The organism is Paenibacillus sp. 01T443, assembly GCF_056398325.1.
Genome location: NZ_JBFTPE010000002.1, coordinates 184440 through 200438 on the forward strand (window position 1 = coordinate 184440; position 15999 = coordinate 200438).

Consider the following 15999-nt stretch of genomic DNA (forward strand, 5'->3'; position numbering starts at 1 on the left):
ATTAGGAGGCTATTTAACATGTCTAAAGTATATAAACTTGCTATTATCGGCTGCGGCGGAATTGCAAACGGCAAGCATTTGCCAAGCCTGAAGAAACTGGGTAACGTTGAAATCGTCGCATTTTGCGATATCGTCGAGCACCGCGCTATTGAAGCTGCCGGCTTGTACGGCGCTGAAGGCGCAAAAGTATACACCGATTACAAAGAGCTTTTGACTGACCCTGCCATTGAAATCGTTCATGTCTGTACGCCAAACGACTCGCATGCCGATATCTCCATTGCGGCGCTTGAAGCCGGCAAGCATGTTATGAGTGAAAAGCCGATGGCCAAAACCGCTCACGACGCGCAGCGTATGGTTGATGCGGCTCGCCGCAGCGGCAAGAAGCTTACCGTTGGTTACAACAACCGCTTCCGTCCAGACAGCCAGCATTTGAAGAAGCTTTGCGCAGCAGGCGAGCTTGGAGACATTTATTATGCGAAAGCGCATGCGATTCGTCGCCGCGCCGTACCTACTTGGGGCGTGTTCCTCGATGAGGAGAAACAAGGCGGCGGACCGCTTATCGATATCGGTACTCACGCGCTTGATTTGACGCTTTGGATGCTTGACAACTACAAGCCAAAAGTCGTTCTTGGTACTTCCTATCACAAGCTTTCGCAGCGTGAGAACGCGGCAAACGCATGGGGCCCTTGGGATCCTGCGAAATTCACGGTTGAGGATTCCGCATTCGGTATGATCGTTATGGAGAACGGCGCTACAATCGTGCTAGAATCCAGCTGGGCGCTCAATACGCTTGAGGTTGACGAAGCGAAATGTACGTTGTCTGGTACAGAAGGCGGAGCGGATATGAAGAATGGCCTTCGCATCAATGGCGAGAATCAAAGCCGTTTGTACACGACAGAGATCGATTTGAAGGCTGGCGGCGTTGCTTTCTTCGACGGTAAAACAGAGAGCGATGCTGATCTCGAAATGAGAATGTGGCTGAAAGCGATCGATGAGGACACCGATCCTGTCGTTACGCCTGAGCAAGCTTTCGTTGTATCGCAAATTTTAGAAGCGATTTATGAGTCCTCCAAAACCGGCAAAGCCGTATATCTATAAGAAATAAAAGCTTAAATAGCTTTAGATCGACAACAAAATAAAGGCAGCGACAGCTTGGACGTGATAATCATGTCCTGGACTGCCGCTGGCTTTTTTTTTCATCTATTTTACACGTTACTAATATCGGCAGCCTAGCTCAGTATCATTTAACTGAAAGATTCCGTCATGCTTTTTTCTTTAACGAATTTAACAAATAAAAACCGAACAAGCGGTCCCACAATTAGGAGTTGCAACGGAAAAGCAAAAATAAAATTTTTGAAAACGATCGAAAGGTAACTCCCAAGCAATGGTTCTCCTACCAGGCTGTTAGAAAGATAAGCAGTTCCCAATCCAAAAAGAGACAAACAGAGAACCATTCCAATCACCATAAAAAATGAGATGGCTAGAATCACAAATAACTTCTTAGACTTATCATATGGTAATGATAAAGCAATTTTCTTAGCCACTGGACCGACAATAAATGATTCCAACAAGAAAGCAGTAATAAAGCCCAGAATAAGCTGAATAAGTATTCCTTTCAAGGGTACCGTGCCAATCAAGCCATTTGTAAATAAATTATAAACTGTCATGAATACGACCATCCCGCTGCACATCATCAATCCAAAATAAAAATTTTCTTTCTTCGTTGTTGGCAATTTCCATCATCCTTTCTATTTACCCTTGTTATTATAGAGTTAATGGAAAGCTCCACATAAGTGAACAGTCTGTGAACATTTTGATGACGAGTTTCCCAACAATAATAAATCACAAATTCTAATGGAATAATATCCTTAATTAGATTTTTTACATGAGGATGGTGCAATTTTGCTTCGAACAATAGCTGTAACCAACGACTTGAAAGTGATTACAAATATTCATATAACCGACCTTACTGATTCAAACATTACGTGGTTTTGGGTTGATTTCAATTCTCCTACGGAAGAAGAAACAAAATTATTAAAAACCCATTTCCACTTTCATCACTTAGCTATTGAAGATTGTCTCCACTTTTTACAACGTCCAAAATTAGACCATTATGATGATGACCACTTTTTTGTACTCCACGCCATTAATCAAAAAACTTTGCAAGCCGAAGAAATTGATTTGTTTATCGGCAAAAACTTCGTGGTTTCATTCCATTTACTCGATAGCATTGAGGTCGATGAAGCCTGGAGCCGCTTTATTGAACATAAATGTTTATCCGAAAAAGATCATATTTATGTTGCTTACACCATTATGGACAAATTGGTTGACAACTATTTTCCGACTTTGTATCAAATAGAAGACCAATTAAATGAAATTGAAAGCAATGATATTAACGAAAGCGTTGAAAAATTAATGGATGCAATTTTCGATATCCGCTCTGATTTGCTCAAACTACGAAAAACCGTTTTACCTATGAGGGAGCTTCTTTACCGCGTAATTAATTCGGAAAAAATTGATGGAATTAAAGAGCAATTGGTTTACTTTACCGATATTTACGACCATTTGCTGAAGCTTTCCGAAATGATTGAGTCCGATCGAGAAATGACGGCAGATATGCGGGATAGCTACATTTCAATAAATTCAAACAGAATGAACAAAATTATGAAGACACTAACCGTTATGACATCCATTTTTATTCCCTTAACCTTTATTGCGAGCATTTATGGAATGAATTTTGAGTATATGCCAGAACTTACTTGGAGATGGGGCTATTATGGAGTATTAGTGGTTTTGTTAGGAGTTGGGTCTATCATGTTATTCTGGCTATGGCGAAAGGGTTGGTTTAAATAGAATAATGCTTAAAAGCCGATGTCCTGTGTAGAAAACATCGGCTTTTTCAAACTTTTAGAAGAACCTCTTCTTCCAGAATATAATTGCTGTGATACTTGATAATATAACGGAAATGATCATTGCGATAAAAAATGCGAAAGGGTAATCTTGAAATGGAATTTGGACGTTCATACCATAAAAACTCGCCACCATGGTTGGCAAAGATAAAATAATAGTAATGGATGTCAAGAACTTCATTACGATATTTAAGTTATTGGAAATGACAGATGCAAAAGCGTCCATCATACCACTCAATATCGTTGTATGGGTTTCAGACATTTCAATTGCTTGTTGGTTTTCTACGATTACATCTTCCAATAATTCTTGGTCATCCTCATACATTTTCATATATTTGCTTTTCAGCATTTTTTGCATAACAATATTATTTGATTTTAAAGAGGTTGTAAAATAGACCAAACTCTTTTCCATATTTAATAATGAAAAAAGTTCTTTATTTTTCATCGACTGATGTAATTTCATCTCAATTTCGTCTGTCATTTTAATAATTTGTTTTAAATATTTGAGATAAGAAGTCGCTATTAAATATAGAATTTGAAATGAAAACCTTGTTTTTTTATACGTGTAAAATTTTTTCACTTTATTTTGTGCAAAAACGTGGAAAATGGGATTGTCTTTTAAGCAAACCGTAATAAAGCAATCATTGGCAATAATCATTCCTAATGGAATTGTATCATAAATGGGAATCCCCTTTTCATCTTTCAAAACCAATGGAACATTTACAATAATTAGAACATTATTATCGTCATTTTCAATCCTTGACCGTTCTTCTTCATCTAAAGGGTCTTTGATAAAATCCAAAGGAATTTGTGCTTTATCAGCTACTTGATTCATTTCTTGTTCAGTTGGAGACACTAGATTTATCCAGCACCCAGAAGTAATCTCATTAATTTCTTTGAGTATTCCTTGCTCGTCAGTATGATAAATTTTCAACATTGATATAACCTCCTCAGATTAGTGAGGAAGCCAGAAATGCCCCTGCCATACAAAAGAGTTGATATTCAATTTGGCAATCAATCTTCTGAGTATTGGTTTGTTAATGACTTCCTCATGTTGCGAACTTGGCTCGGGTTCGTTGCAACTTCGACTACCCATTAAAGAACTCAACTCCTTTTTTTCAATATGGTTAAGCACGTTCATTATAATACGCCGATTTAATGAAATTGTCATGCTATATTAAAAAATTACGCGCTTGAGCCCTTCATTTCGGAAATTCAAGTGTGATGCCAGGTTTGGATTGAATCGGATACTGAAGCGTGATAAAAGTAAAAGAAGCTCTCCCATCAACAAACAATAATGGGAGAGCTTCTTTGCATTACTTATCAGAGACGCGATTCGCTACAATAAGCACATCCATATGACGGCCCGTTTGCAGCAGCTGGTGCACCACATTCCCCCACCGCAAGGACTGCCAAAACGTCCGATCAGACTGTCCGATAATAATCTGCGTCGCTTTCGAGCGATTGGCTGCCGTAAGAAGGGTAGCGGCGATGTGCGCTCTGCTTTCTGCTTTCGACATCTCGAAGACTCCCCCCAGCCGTTCTGTTAAATGCACTAGAGCATCTTTCTTGGCCGTCATCTCTTCCGTCCACGGAGAGCCGTCTTGCACGTAATGAACATGCCATTCAGCCTTTAGCCGATAGGCTAGCCGGAAGCCGCGGCGGATAAGCCGTTCAGCGTTCGAGCGTATATCAACACCTACGAAAATAACCTCCCGCCTTCGCAGCGGCCCACGTAATGAATGGTTGCGATCCCATGACTCCAGCCGTTCATCAACGTCATCGGCAATTTCCCGCAAAGCGAGCTCTCGCAGCGCTATTAAATTACCTGTCGTAAAGAAAGCGCCCAGCGCCTGGTCCACCTTTGCCATCGCGTATATTTTGCCTTCGCGCATACGCTGCTGCAGCATTTGCGGTGTTACATCAATAAGCTCGACTTGATTAGCCATGCGTATTATGGCGTCCGGCACTGTTTCTCTTACGGTAACGCCGGTTATTTGCTTAACCGCGTCGTTCAAGCTTTCGATATGCTGCACATTCATCGTTGATATAACCGAAATGCCCTTTTCGAGCAAATGGATAACATCCTCGTAACGTTTTTTCCGCAAGCTTCCCGGCACGTTAGTATGGGCAAGCTCATCAACAAGCACAACGTCCGGATTACGGCGAATGATCGCATCGACATCCATTTCCTTCAGCTTCGTCCCACGGTAATCGATCGTTTGCTGCTCGATGGTCGGCAGGTCCCCAATCTGCCTCTGCGTTTCATGCCGTCCATGCGTCTCAAGTAAACCAATCACGATATCGATGCCCTTGCGAAGCAGCGCGTTCGCTTCCGAAAGCATGGTATACGTCTTCCCTACTCCAGGAGCAGCGCCGATATAAATATGGAATGTTCCTCTTCGAATGGTTTCGATTTGCCTCTCCCGCTCCTCCGGGCTGAATCTGCGAAACAGCTCCTTCTCGGAACCTCTTCTCTGCTTGATCGGCATAATTCGTTCGCCCTCATGCTCTGCCCGATCCGCCATCAGAGACAAGTCCACTTGATTAAGCTTGCGCAGTACACCGTCGACAATTGATCCCTGCCACAGCTGCTGCCACCTGCTCTGCTTGGAGTGGCCCATTACAATTCGCGTCACGTGGTGCTCCTCCGCATACCGGACAAGTGCGGCAGGCAGGTTTCGGCGTCTAACCAGCGGAAGCTCCTCGAATTTCCCTTCCACCTTCTTGGTAAGCTTCTTTATAGATGTTCGGAAGGCTTGCTCTTCCTTAGATAGGATCTTCTTCGGATTCACGAAGGAAACGACAACGATATCCCCATTCAGCCTTCTTGCGATTTGCTGACCTCGGCGCACATATAACGATCCGTTCCAATGATATTGCGCTGTAACCAGAATTCGTTCCGATGCTCCCGAAGGCCCAGTAAGCCCCAGCTCTTCACGGTGCTTCTCAAGCGAGTCGTTCACTCCCTCGGCAACGAGCCGGAGCGACAGCTCGCGCAGCACCGCCAAATTCCCTCGCATCGATATGGCCGGATCAGGCTGATCGCCAAGAATGCCATCCTTAAACCGTTTCAGCATCGTCTCCGGAGATACATCGATAAGGCGGACCTCATCCGCCAGCTCGAGCGTATTGGCCGGCACCGTGCACCCTGCCCTTATGCCCGTCCATTTTAAAGCTGTCTCATCTGCTCCTTCGAGCTCGTATACGTTAATCGTCGTGATGACGCTTATCCCTTTCTCTAATAGAAAGAGAACATCCTCCAAGCGTGTTCCAAATTTCGCCTCCGTACGATTGCGATGAGCGAGACTGTCAACCAGTACAACCTCCGGATTACGTTCAATAAGTGCTTCCAGATTCAAATCCTTCTGCTCTTGGCCGTCCTTCCGCCAATGGATGCTCGCAATTCTCTCAAGCTGTCCGACCTGTTCAACAGTTTCCGGCCTTTGCAGCGTCGAAACGGCGCATATAACAACATCGATCCCATCCCGCTTCAGCTGCGCTCCTTCCTTCAGCATGTGATACGTTTTCCCCGAACCGCTAACGGCGCCTATTATTATTTTCAGCCTTCCCCTATGAAGCTTGGAGATGGAAAGCAACAGTTCTTCCGGTGTTTTTCTGCGAAATGGAACCACGGCGGCTTCTCCTCCTAAATGCTTAAAGCCCACCCGTCATCGCGACGGGCGGGCATGCAAGCAGCGATAAAGTTAATTGCCCAGCTTTGCGGTTAACGCAAGATTCAGCTTAAGCACATTGACCCTTTCCTCGCCGAATACTCCCAAATCGCGGCCTTCGGTATGCACCTTAACGAGCGTCTCGAGTTCATCAGGCGAAAGTCCGATCAGCTTGCTGATTCGTGGTATTTGAACCAACGCTGATTTCGGCGTAATGTGCGGATCAAGGCCGGAGCCCGAATTCGTGATTAGCGCGATTGGGACCTGATCGATCGGAACCTCCGGATTGTTCGCTTTCCACTCTTCAATCGATGCTTTCGTCCGCTCAATCAAAGCCGGGTTGGAAGGCGCAAAGTTATTAGAACCTGAACCAGCTGCATTATGATCTATACTCGACACGCGGCCTTGGAAGAAGCTTGGATTCGTGAAGCTTTGCCCGATGAGCTCGGAACCCGTCACCTCACCGCTGCTGTTCTTCAGCAAGCTTCCGTTTGCCTGATGCGGGAAGAGCAGCTGCGCTGCTCCCGTACTTGCTAACGGATATAGAATGCCGCAAATGATCATGAACACGATGCTGATGCGTATGGAAACCGAAAGGATAGATAAACCGTTACCAGAGCCTGATTTTGCTTGACTGTCCATATTTTATGCCTTCTTTCATTAATAATGAATTTATATCCAAATGTGTACGATCAAGTCAATCAGCTTGATGCCGACAAAAGGAACAATGACGCCGCCGAGCCCGTAGATAAATACGTTACGGCTGAGCAGACGAGCCCCGCTCATCGGTGTGTACTTCACGCCTCTAACCGCTAGCGGAATAAGCAGTGGAATAATAATCGCATTGAAAATAAGCGCCGACAGCACAGCTGACAATGGAGAGCCCAGATTCATAATATTAAGCGCGCCCATCTCCGGAATAGCGAGCATGAACATAGCCGGAATGATCGCAAAATATTTGGCAATATCGTTGGCGATACTGAATGTTGTCAAGGCGCCTCTCGTCATAAGCAATTGCTTACCGATGGCTACGACTTCAATGATTTTGGAAGGGTCGGAGTCCAAATCGACCATATTCGCTGCTTCCTTAGCCGCGATCGTACCGCTGTTCATGGCAAGACCGACATCCGCTTGTGCAAGGGCAGGAGCATCATTCGTACCGTCGCCGGTCATGGCGACCATCTTGCCTTCCGCCTGCTCGCGGCGAATGACTGCGATTTTGTCTTCAGGCTTACTCTCCGCTATGAAATCATCAACGCCCGCTTCCTTAGCAATCGTCGCAGCCGTTAACGGATTATCTCCCGTACACATGATCGTTTTGATACCCATTTCGCGCAGCGTATCGAACCGTTCCTTCATCCCCGGTTTAACGGTATCCTTCAAATAAATAACGCCAAACATTTTATTATCTACAGCCACGGCAAGCGGCGTTCCGCCTAATTTCGAAATCGTGTTCGATACCTGCTCTAGATCGGACGGAATTTCCCCGCCTTGTGCGGCTACCCATTTCTTAACCGCATCGACCGCTCCCTTACGTACGTGTCGGCCATCCTTCAGGTCGATGCCGCTCATCCGCGTCTCCGCCTTGAACTCTACGAACTCACCGCCGTCCGCTAACGTTGCATCAAAGCTCTTGCCTTGCTTCTTCATCCACTCGAGCACAGACCGGCCTTCGGGCGTCTCGTCCTTTATCGAGCTGATAGCTGCCCATTCCGACAGCTGATTGATGTTGTTTCCTCCAACCGGAACGAGCTCGCTTGCCATCCGGTTACCGAAGGTGATTGTACCCGTTTTATCCAAAATCATCGTATTAATGTCACCGGCCGCCTCAACCGCTTTACCCGACATTGCAAGCACATTGAACTTCGTAACCCGGTCCATGCCCGCAATGCCTATTGCCGATAACAAACCGCCGATTGTCGTTGGAATAAGGCAAACGAGCAATGCGATCAACACCGGAATCTCTAGTTCAATATCGAGATAATTAGCAATTGGAGCCAATGTCACGACTACGATTAAGAAAATAATCGTCAAACTGGTCAGGAGCGTATTAAGCGCAATTTCATTCGGCGTTTTTTGCCGCTTCGCGCCTTCTACTAATGCGATCATCCGGTCAATAAACGATTGTCCGGGCTCGCTCGTCATCCTCACTGTAATCCGGTCGCTCACGACTCTCGTTCCGCCTGTTACGGAGCTGAAATCGCCGCCGGCTTCCTTAATAACCGGGGCTGACTCGCCTGTAATGGCCGACTCATCCACGGAGGCCAAACCTTCGATTACCTCTCCGTCACCTGGAATCATTTCGCCTTGGGACACGACAACGATATCGCCCTTGCGAAGCTCCGTTGATGAAATAACGGTAATCGAGCTGCCTATAAGCTTATTAGCCGACATTTCCTGCTTCGACTTCTTAAGTGAATCAGCCTGCGCTTTGCCACGGCCTTCCGCTATCGCTTCCGCGAAGTTCGCGAACAATACCGTAAACAATAGGATAAAAAATACTGTTATATTAAAGCCAATGCGGTCTTGCGAGTCAAAATAATTCGGGAATAACGCCATCAGCAGCACGATGACCGTGCCGACCTCGACGACGAACATGACGGGATTTTTCATCATGGTAACCGGGTTTAATTTAACAAAGCTGTCCATTATCGCGCGCTTCAACGCAGCGGATGACAACGTTTTATTTTTCTCGTTTCTACTCATCATCGTTCACCTCATCCGTTAACGGAGTGTCAAATATTCTGCAACCGGTCCAAGAACGATAACCGGTAAGAAAGTTAAAGCGCCAATCAAAAGAACCGTACCAATTAGTAAGCCCGTATACAGCGCATTATCCGTACGGAACGTGCCAAGCGTCTCTGGCACCGGCTGTTTGCGTACAAGCGAACCCGCAACGGCCAGCATTGCGATCATGGAAATATATCTGCCGAACAGCATGACGAGCCCGGTGCTAATATTCCAGAATGGCGTATTATCGCCCAATCCTTCAAAGCCGGAACCATTGTTCGCTGCCGATGACGTATATTCGTAGAGCACCTGACTGATGCCGTGGAACCCTGGATTTGTTATCGCGACGGTTCCGAGATCGCTCATGAAGGCGATCGCAGTCGGCACTAATATAATGAAAGGATGAGCCAATATGGCTATCGCAATCAGCTTCATTTCACGCGGTTCGATTTTGCGCCCAAGAAACTCCGGCGTCCTGCCGACCATTAGCCCGCATATAAATACAGCCAATATCGCATACATAAGCATATTGATAAGCCCGACGCCTTTGCCGCCGAAAACAACATTGAGCATCATTTCCGCGAGCGGTACTAAACCGCCAAGCGGAGTAAGCGTATCATGCATATTGTTTACGGTGCCGGTCGTTGCGGCCGCAGTCACCGTCGTGAACAGCGCGGATTGCGCGATACCGAAGCGAACCTCCTTGCCTTCCATGCTGCCTTGCGAAGCGTCGATGCCAAGAGCGTTCATCGCCGGGCTTCCGACTTTCTCCGATGTATAGGCAACGCTCAGGAAGACGAGGAACAAGCACATCATCGCTGAGAAAATAACCCAGCCTTGCTTTTTATTCTTAGCGAATAGCCCGAACGTGTAAGGTAATGCAGCAGGCAGTGCCCACATGCATAAAATTTCAATTACGTTAGTGAGTGGATTCGGATTCTCAAACGGATGGGCCGAGTTGACGCCAAAAAATCCGCCGCCGTTCGTTCCCAAATGCTTGATCGATTCCAGTGAAGCTACAGGCCCGATCGCAATTTGCTGCATTGCGCCTTCCAGCGTCTTGACCGTTAACGTCGGATCGAGCGTTTGCGGCACCTGAAGCACTACAAGCACAAGTGTAATAATGAAGGAAATAGGAAGAAATATTCTCGTATGCGCCTTAACGAAATCCTCAAAGAAATTACCGATCGTTTTGCCTTTGCTCGTTATTCCGCGAACAAATGCGATAGCTGCCGAGAAGCCCGTCGCCGCGGAGGTGAACATCATCATCATGATGACGGCCATTTGCGAGAAATAAGATAAGGCACTTTCCCCGCTATAATGCTGCAGGTTTGTATTCGTCATAAAGCTGATAACGGTATTGAAGGCAAGCGTTGGCTCCATACTGCCCATCGCGTTCGGATTGAACGGCAGCGCGTTTTGCAACCGCAGAATCAGATAGCTGAACGCTACCAAAACGATATTTGTCGCAATAAAGCTTAGCGCGTATACCTTCCAGCTCATTCCCTCACGGTGTTTTAAGCCGATAAGCTTGTAAATGAACCGTTCCGTGCCTCCGTAAACTTTGTCCAAACGATTCTGTTCATTCGAAAATACATGGTAGACGTACGTACCTAGCGGCTTGACAAGCAGGACGAGAACTGCAATGACTACCAGCATCTGTAAAATATCCATCGTAACTCCTCCTGGGCTAAAATTTTTCCGGATTAATTAAGGCATAGATCAAATAGACGAAGACGAACAACCCCAGAATGGTCACAATAATCATCCGTTATCGCCTCCCGATTGCTCAATGACATTGCCGCACCAAGTCAAAAAACCGTAAAACAAACCAAAGCATGCTATTAAGACAATAACCATATACACATCTACCATAGGAATTCCTCCTGCATCATTTCCTGCATTTGTTTAATAAAAAACCTACCTCGCCGTTTTTTGAATAAACGATATGATCTGCTCCAAGACCTTTGTAAATGGCCCGCGGATTCCATGACTGCGTAATCACGTAAATGGACTTTGACGTCCATGCCCTACAGCACTGCACAAAACGACAGCTTAGCGTGAAACTGCTCTCAAATATGAAAACCTCACGGATATAAAAATCCGGTACATCCCAGCTTTTCCTATCATTAGTATCCACATAGAGCACATTAGCTATTCCCTGTCTCCGAAGCAGCTTCTCCTCTTGCTTGCTGTTGGTCAGCACCATGAAAGGAAGCTCGTGAAATTCCAAAATTTTTATGAACGATTTGCCAGACTCGCTTAGCCCGGCGACAATAATATGCTCATTTTCCAAAGCGGTTCTCCTCCAAATGTTGAAAAAAAGGCAACAAAAAAGAAGCCTTAGGAAAAGAGGAACTTTCCCCGCAGCTTCTTGACCCGCAGCCGAGCATAAACGGCTTATACCGCCATTTGACGGCGAAGCTCGTTTTGCATAATAAAGCCGCAGGTAGCGCGATGGTTGTTGCCTCTCTCGAGTACGCTTGCGAGGTTAGCTGTCGGATTCGGGCGTGAGAGTCGCCCTACGCTTGGCAAAGTCCAAGTGATTCACCCCATGAGACGATTCGTATTTGCACACGAACGCTCGTTGGTTCCCCCGCTCCTGCTGCTGCAGGACTCAGCGTTTTAGATCCTTTCTTACCAGCTGCTCCTGTTTTGGACAGCAAAAAACCGCAGAGGCATATGACTCTGCGGTCGAAATTAATCGATCACAAGTTTCATCATTCCTCTCTCGATCCACGCTTACGAGGTTAGCTGACGGATTCGGGCGGTGAGAGTCGCCCTACTTTGCCTGGCATCCATGGTGCCAGGTCAAAGATTCACCCCTGCAATGCTGCCATCCGACTCTCACATCGAACATGCGCACTGCCTAACATTTGGTTCCCCCGCTTTCCGCTTTCACGGAAACTCAGCGATCAGTCAATCGAAACTTATTGTAAATCCTGTATCGAATCTTACTCCTCGCTAAACCTGCTGTAAAGAGGCCTCGCAGGTCAAATCAAGTCATTATAGACAAAAAAGAGATAGTGTCAACGCTTTCATTGATCACTATCTCGGTATACCTCACTATTTCTACGTTTATCTCTCGTTTTTATAATTAATGACAGTAGCCTATATACTGAAATACTAAGCAAATAAACAGATTTCTTCAAATATGAGAATGAGTGAGCATCAGCGAGATTTTTGAAGAATAAACCTCTTTTAGCGCATGAAATGATCGTATTACTTTATAAATGACAATATGGCGCCAAATCCCCAAAAACCTATGTTTTACAAAAGATGGCTGCGGGTTTACTATAGACGGCAAGCCGACTACGGCAAACAATTATCGCTGAATTTTTCAATGAAAAAACGGGGGAACCAATCGCGAGCGGCAACATTGTACGTTTGCATGGGGTGAGTCCGGAGCTTAAGCCTCCGGTAGGGCAGCTCTCTAGTCCGAATCCGTCAGCTAACTTCGTAAGCGAACTGAGGAGAGATTTTATTTATGTTGACACAAACTGCAGTCCCTTTACCTTGTTTGGATGAACAGCTTTCTTCTATACGTATTAAAAGAATCGAGGTTTTTGTCATCCCCGCTTTCGAAGCTGACTCCTCTGGTTTTCTAGTTCGTCTTCGTATTACAAGCAATTTGGGTCACGGTTGGAGTGAATTATTTATTAGCAGATCCGAAAAACCTCTCGACTGGATCAACTGGAGCAGCCTGCTTCTTCGTTTTATCGGTATTAATCACCAAACCTATTTTACAGATCGTTATCAGGATAGAGCCTCAAAGGATGAGCGCATTTATCGTTTGTTTTTCAATGCTGCGGAGCAAGTAGGCGCACAGCCAACCTCTCTTAATTACCAAGAGTACCAAGCTGAAGAATCTGCTCTTCTAGAACGAGCTGTCTCTTACGTATCTTTATTCTAATAACACCTAGCGGATTCGATAACTTTTGCGGAGATGGAGGTATATTGGGAGATATTGAAAATAGCATTTTACAAATAGATAAAAGCATTTCTACCCACTCATAATACGAGGAGGTTTTACCATGAATGTCATAAATATCAGCGACTTGACCAAAACGTACGGGAAAGCAAGGGGAATCACGAAAGTCAGCTTTCATGTTGAAGAAGGCGAAATTTTCGGGTTCATCGGACCGAACGGAGCTGGAAAATCTACGACGATCAGAACTTTGTTGTCTCTGATTTACCCGACTAGCGGCAAAGCCGAGATCTTCGGCAAGGATTGCATCAAGTTTGCCCCCGAAATTGCCAAGCAAATCGGATATTTGCCTTCGGAGGTTTTCTATTATGACAATATGAAGGTGATCGACCTCTTAAAATACTCGGCAAGCTTTTACAAGAAGGATTGCAGCAAAAGAATCAAAGAGCTGGCTGAGATCATGGATCTTGATTTAAAAAAGAAAATCGACGACTTATCGCTCGGCAACAAAAAGAAAGTCGGGATTGTCCAAGGATTGCTTCACGAACCCAAATTAATCATACTCGATGAACCGACCAGCGGCCTTGATCCGTTAATGCAGCAAAGATTCTTCGATCTGCTGCTGGAGGAGAATAAAAAGGGAGCAACCATCTTGTTTTCATCCCATATCTTAAGCGAGGTTCAGCGTTTATGCGATCGGGTCGCCATCATAAAGGAAGGCAAAATCGTCACGGTCGAAAAGATCAGCACGTTAAAAGAAAACAATTATAAAAAATTCAAAATCGAAACAAAGGCAACAGCAGAACAGGATTTCTTCAACATAGCCGGCGTGGATAATCTTAAAGTGGCGGAACATTCGGTAAGCTTCTTATTCAGAGGCGATATTAATACCGTCATGAAAAAGATAGCCGAAGTCGAAATCGCAAACCTATGGATTGAAGAACCTGACCTCGAGGAGATCTTTATGCACTACTACGAAAAGGAGGTCTGATCAGCGATGAATATCTTTCTTCATGAATTAAACTTTTATAGAAAATCAACGTTGATTTGGTCCGTTTCATTGGTTGCCCTGCTCATCCTGTTCATGTCCATGTATCCTTCTATTGCAGGAGATATCGATTCGTTCAAAAAGCTGTTGGAAGGTTATCCGGAGGCTGTGCGGAAAGCGATCGGTCTTGAAGTGGAGAACCTTGGTTCGGTGCTAGGTTTCTATTCCTATATATTTCTCTATTTATCACTTTGCGGGGCTATTCAAGGAATGAATGTAGGTACGTCCATCATTTCCAAGGAAATACGAGACAAAACTGCGGATTTTCTTATGACAAAGCCTGTATCGCGAACCACCATATTAACGGCCAAGATTTTGGCGGCATTGACCTCGTTAGTTGCTACGAACGTGGTTTTTTTAGCTGCAGCCGGCATTATGCTGTCTCAGGTAAAGACGGAAGAGTACAGTGCAACAACCTTCTTTATGATATCCGTTACGCTGTTTTTTGTTCAGCTTATTTTTCTTGCCTTGGGCATTGTCACTTCGGTCATCGCTCGGAAAATAAAATCCGTACTGACTGTATCACTTGGAACCGTGTTCGCCTTTTTCATCATCGGCATGCTCGTATCGACAAGCGACGATGAAGCGAAAAGGTATTTATCTCCCTTTAAATATTTCGACACGGCCGATATCACAAGAAGTTCCAGCTATGAAACCTCTTTTTTGCTTGCTGGAGCAGGAATCGTCGTAGTTTCACTGGTGATTAGCTATATCGTCTACATCAAGAAGGATATCCACGCGGTTTAATTGTGGGGAGGAATTGGAATGAATATATTTTGGATCGAAATGAAAGCATACACGAAATCTCTCATTTTCTGGAGTATCGGCATCCTATTCTTAATTGCCTCCAGCATGGGCAAATATGCTGGGTTATCCTCCACCGGACAATCGATGAGCGATTTAATGGAGGGCATGCCTAAATCTTTGCAAGCCATCATGGGGATCGGAACGCTCGATCTATCGAAGGCAAGCGGATATTACGGCGTTATCTTTATCTACTTGGTGTTAATGGGAACGATTCATGCTACGATGCTTGGCGCTAATATTATCGCTAAGGAAGAACGGGATAAAACGGCAGAGTTTTTGTTCGTCAAACCCGTTTCAAGAAACAAAGTGATTTTATCAAAATTCATGGCTGCACTTGCAAATCTCGTAATCTTTAACATTGTTTCGCTGGTTACCTCCATCTCCCTGGTCACGAAATACAGCAAAGGCGAATCCGTAAGCGGCGATATTGCAATTACATTGGCAGGAATGTTTATTTTGCAGCTCTTGTTTTTGGTCATCGGATCAGCGACGGCGGCCGTCAATAAAAATCCGAAGAAGGCCGCATCCTTATCTACAGGTATACTATTGATCACCTATATATTATCCATTGCAATCGACTTAAACGATAAGTTCGAAAACCTGAAATACCTTTCTCCGTTTAAATATTTTGAAGCGAAGAATATGATGTATGGCGGAGGCTTAGAGGCTGTCTATCTTATTTTGTCAGTGTCCTTGATTGTCGTATTAACCGTAGTCACCTTTGTGTGTTTCAAAAAAAGGGATTTACGGTTGTAATTTCATGGAAATGTATACATGAGGGGATTTAGTCGCGTCTCATGTTCCAGCCAGTTAGCTTAATAAAGAAATGGAGCAGTTGTCATAGCAACCTGCTCCTTATTTATGAATATCAAAAGGAATTTAAACCCTAAGCCTTTTGCTCAA

At 44.9% G+C, this 15999-nt stretch carries 14 protein-coding genes and 3 riboswitches; of the genes, 6 read left to right on the plus strand and 8 right to left on the minus strand.

Annotated features, from left to right (window positions below; genetic code table 11):
- The first annotated feature begins 18 nt into the window (after positions 1-18).
- Complete coding sequence (locus AC1DLI_RS03425) at positions 19-1098, plus strand: Gfo/Idh/MocA family protein (RefSeq protein WP_477599676.1); 1080 nt, start codon at positions 19-21, stop codon at positions 1096-1098.
- 146 nt (positions 1099-1244) lie between these two features.
- Here the strand turns inward: AC1DLI_RS03425 and AC1DLI_RS03430 are convergent, their stop codons facing one another.
- Positions 1245-1733: a DUF2798 domain-containing protein gene (locus tag AC1DLI_RS03430; protein ID WP_477599678.1), complete on the minus strand. Its 489-nt coding sequence runs from the start codon at positions 1731-1733 to the stop codon at positions 1245-1247.
- A gap of 169 nt (positions 1734-1902) precedes the next feature.
- Between AC1DLI_RS03430 and corA the strand changes: the two genes are divergently transcribed.
- The gene (corA, locus tag AC1DLI_RS03435) at positions 1903-2853 is read left to right on the plus strand and encodes a magnesium/cobalt transporter CorA (protein ID WP_477599680.1); all 951 of its coding nucleotides are present in this window, start codon (positions 1903-1905) and stop codon (positions 2851-2853) included.
- Between the two features lie 54 nt (positions 2854-2907).
- Here corA and AC1DLI_RS03440 read toward each other — a convergent pair whose 3' ends face one another.
- From AC1DLI_RS03440 to AC1DLI_RS03470, 7 genes are all read right to left on the minus strand, one after another.
- On the minus strand, positions 2908-3846 hold the full coding sequence (locus tag AC1DLI_RS03440) for a magnesium transporter CorA family protein (RefSeq protein WP_477599682.1): 939 nt from the start codon (positions 3844-3846) through the stop codon (positions 2908-2910).
- 379 nt (positions 3847-4225) lie between these two features.
- Positions 4226-6544 carry a universal stress protein gene (locus AC1DLI_RS03445; RefSeq protein WP_477599684.1) on the minus strand — a complete coding sequence of 773 codons (2319 nt, stop codon included), beginning with the start codon at positions 6542-6544 and terminating at the stop codon, positions 4226-4228.
- A 72-nt stretch (positions 6545-6616) separates the two neighbouring features.
- Positions 6617-7225, minus strand: a complete 609-nt coding sequence (gene kdpC / locus AC1DLI_RS03450) for a potassium-transporting ATPase subunit KdpC (RefSeq protein WP_477599686.1) — start codon at positions 7223-7225, stop codon at positions 6617-6619.
- A gap of 30 nt (positions 7226-7255) precedes the next feature.
- Entirely contained in the window at positions 7256-9289 is a 2034-nt protein-coding gene (gene kdpB / locus AC1DLI_RS03455) for a potassium-transporting ATPase subunit KdpB (protein ID WP_477600061.1), read from the minus strand.
- Positions 9290-9307: 18 nt separating this feature from the next.
- Positions 9308-10987: a potassium-transporting ATPase subunit KdpA gene (gene kdpA / locus AC1DLI_RS03460; protein WP_477599689.1), complete on the minus strand. Its 1680-nt coding sequence runs from the start codon at positions 10985-10987 to the stop codon at positions 9308-9310.
- Between the two features lie 16 nt (positions 10988-11003).
- A complete protein-coding gene (gene kdpF, locus AC1DLI_RS03465) occupies positions 11004-11081 on the minus strand; it encodes a K(+)-transporting ATPase subunit F (protein ID WP_477600063.1) in 78 nt (25 codons plus the stop codon).
- A gap of 123 nt (positions 11082-11204) precedes the next feature.
- Positions 11205-11609: a hypothetical protein gene (locus tag AC1DLI_RS03470; protein ID WP_477599691.1), complete on the minus strand. Its 405-nt coding sequence runs from the start codon at positions 11607-11609 to the stop codon at positions 11205-11207.
- 169 nt (positions 11610-11778) lie between these two features.
- Positions 11779-11946: riboswitch (cyclic di-AMP (ydaO/yuaA leader) on the minus strand.
- Positions 11947-12036: 90 nt separating this feature from the next.
- Positions 12037-12237, minus strand: a riboswitch (cyclic di-AMP (ydaO/yuaA leader).
- A gap of 395 nt (positions 12238-12632) precedes the next feature.
- A riboswitch (cyclic di-AMP (ydaO/yuaA leader) is annotated at positions 12633-12794 on the plus strand.
- 6 nt (positions 12795-12800) lie between these two features.
- Between AC1DLI_RS03470 and AC1DLI_RS03475 the strand changes: the two genes are divergently transcribed.
- The 4 genes from AC1DLI_RS03475 to AC1DLI_RS03490 all read left to right on the plus strand — a co-directional run bounded on the left by AC1DLI_RS03475 (position 12801) and on the right by AC1DLI_RS03490 (position 15852).
- Entirely contained in the window at positions 12801-13226 is a 426-nt protein-coding gene (locus AC1DLI_RS03475; RefSeq protein WP_477599693.1) for a hypothetical protein, read from the plus strand.
- 121 nt (positions 13227-13347) lie between these two features.
- On the plus strand, positions 13348-14232 hold the full coding sequence (locus tag AC1DLI_RS03480) for an ABC transporter ATP-binding protein (RefSeq protein WP_477599695.1): 885 nt from the start codon (positions 13348-13350) through the stop codon (positions 14230-14232).
- 6 nt (positions 14233-14238) lie between these two features.
- Positions 14239-15036: an ABC transporter permease subunit gene (locus AC1DLI_RS03485; RefSeq protein WP_477599697.1), complete on the plus strand. Its 798-nt coding sequence runs from the start codon at positions 14239-14241 to the stop codon at positions 15034-15036.
- A gap of 18 nt (positions 15037-15054) precedes the next feature.
- On the plus strand, positions 15055-15852 hold the full coding sequence (locus tag AC1DLI_RS03490; protein ID WP_477599699.1) for an ABC transporter permease subunit: 798 nt from the start codon (positions 15055-15057) through the stop codon (positions 15850-15852).
- Positions 15853-15999 lie beyond the last annotated feature (147 nt).

Coding starts and splice junctions, on each gene's coding strand:
- AC1DLI_RS03440 (WP_477599682.1), bottom strand. CDS start 3,846: ATGTTGAAAATTTATCATACTGACGAGCAAGGAATACTCAAAGAAATT.
- AC1DLI_RS03485 (WP_477599697.1), top strand. CDS start 14,239: ATGAATATCTTTCTTCATGAATTAAACTTTTATAGAAAATCAACGTTG.
- kdpA (WP_477599689.1), bottom strand. CDS start 10,987: ATGGATATTTTACAGATGCTGGTAGTCATTGCAGTTCTCGTCCTGCTT.
- kdpB (WP_477600061.1), bottom strand. CDS start 9,289: ATGAGTAGAAACGAGAAAAATAAAACGTTGTCATCCGCTGCGTTGAAG.
- kdpC (WP_477599686.1), bottom strand. CDS start 7,225: ATGGACAGTCAAGCAAAATCAGGCTCTGGTAACGGTTTATCTATCCTT.
- kdpF (WP_477600063.1), bottom strand. CDS start 11,081: ATGATTATTGTGACCATTCTGGGGTTGTTCGTCTTCGTCTATTTGATC.
- AC1DLI_RS03475 (WP_477599693.1), top strand. CDS start 12,801: ATGTTGACACAAACTGCAGTCCCTTTACCTTGTTTGGATGAACAGCTT.
- AC1DLI_RS03490 (WP_477599699.1), top strand. CDS start 15,055: ATGAATATATTTTGGATCGAAATGAAAGCATACACGAAATCTCTCATT.
- AC1DLI_RS03480 (WP_477599695.1), top strand. CDS start 13,348: ATGAATGTCATAAATATCAGCGACTTGACCAAAACGTACGGGAAAGCA.
- AC1DLI_RS03425 (WP_477599676.1), top strand. CDS start 19: ATGTCTAAAGTATATAAACTTGCTATTATCGGCTGCGGCGGAATTGCA.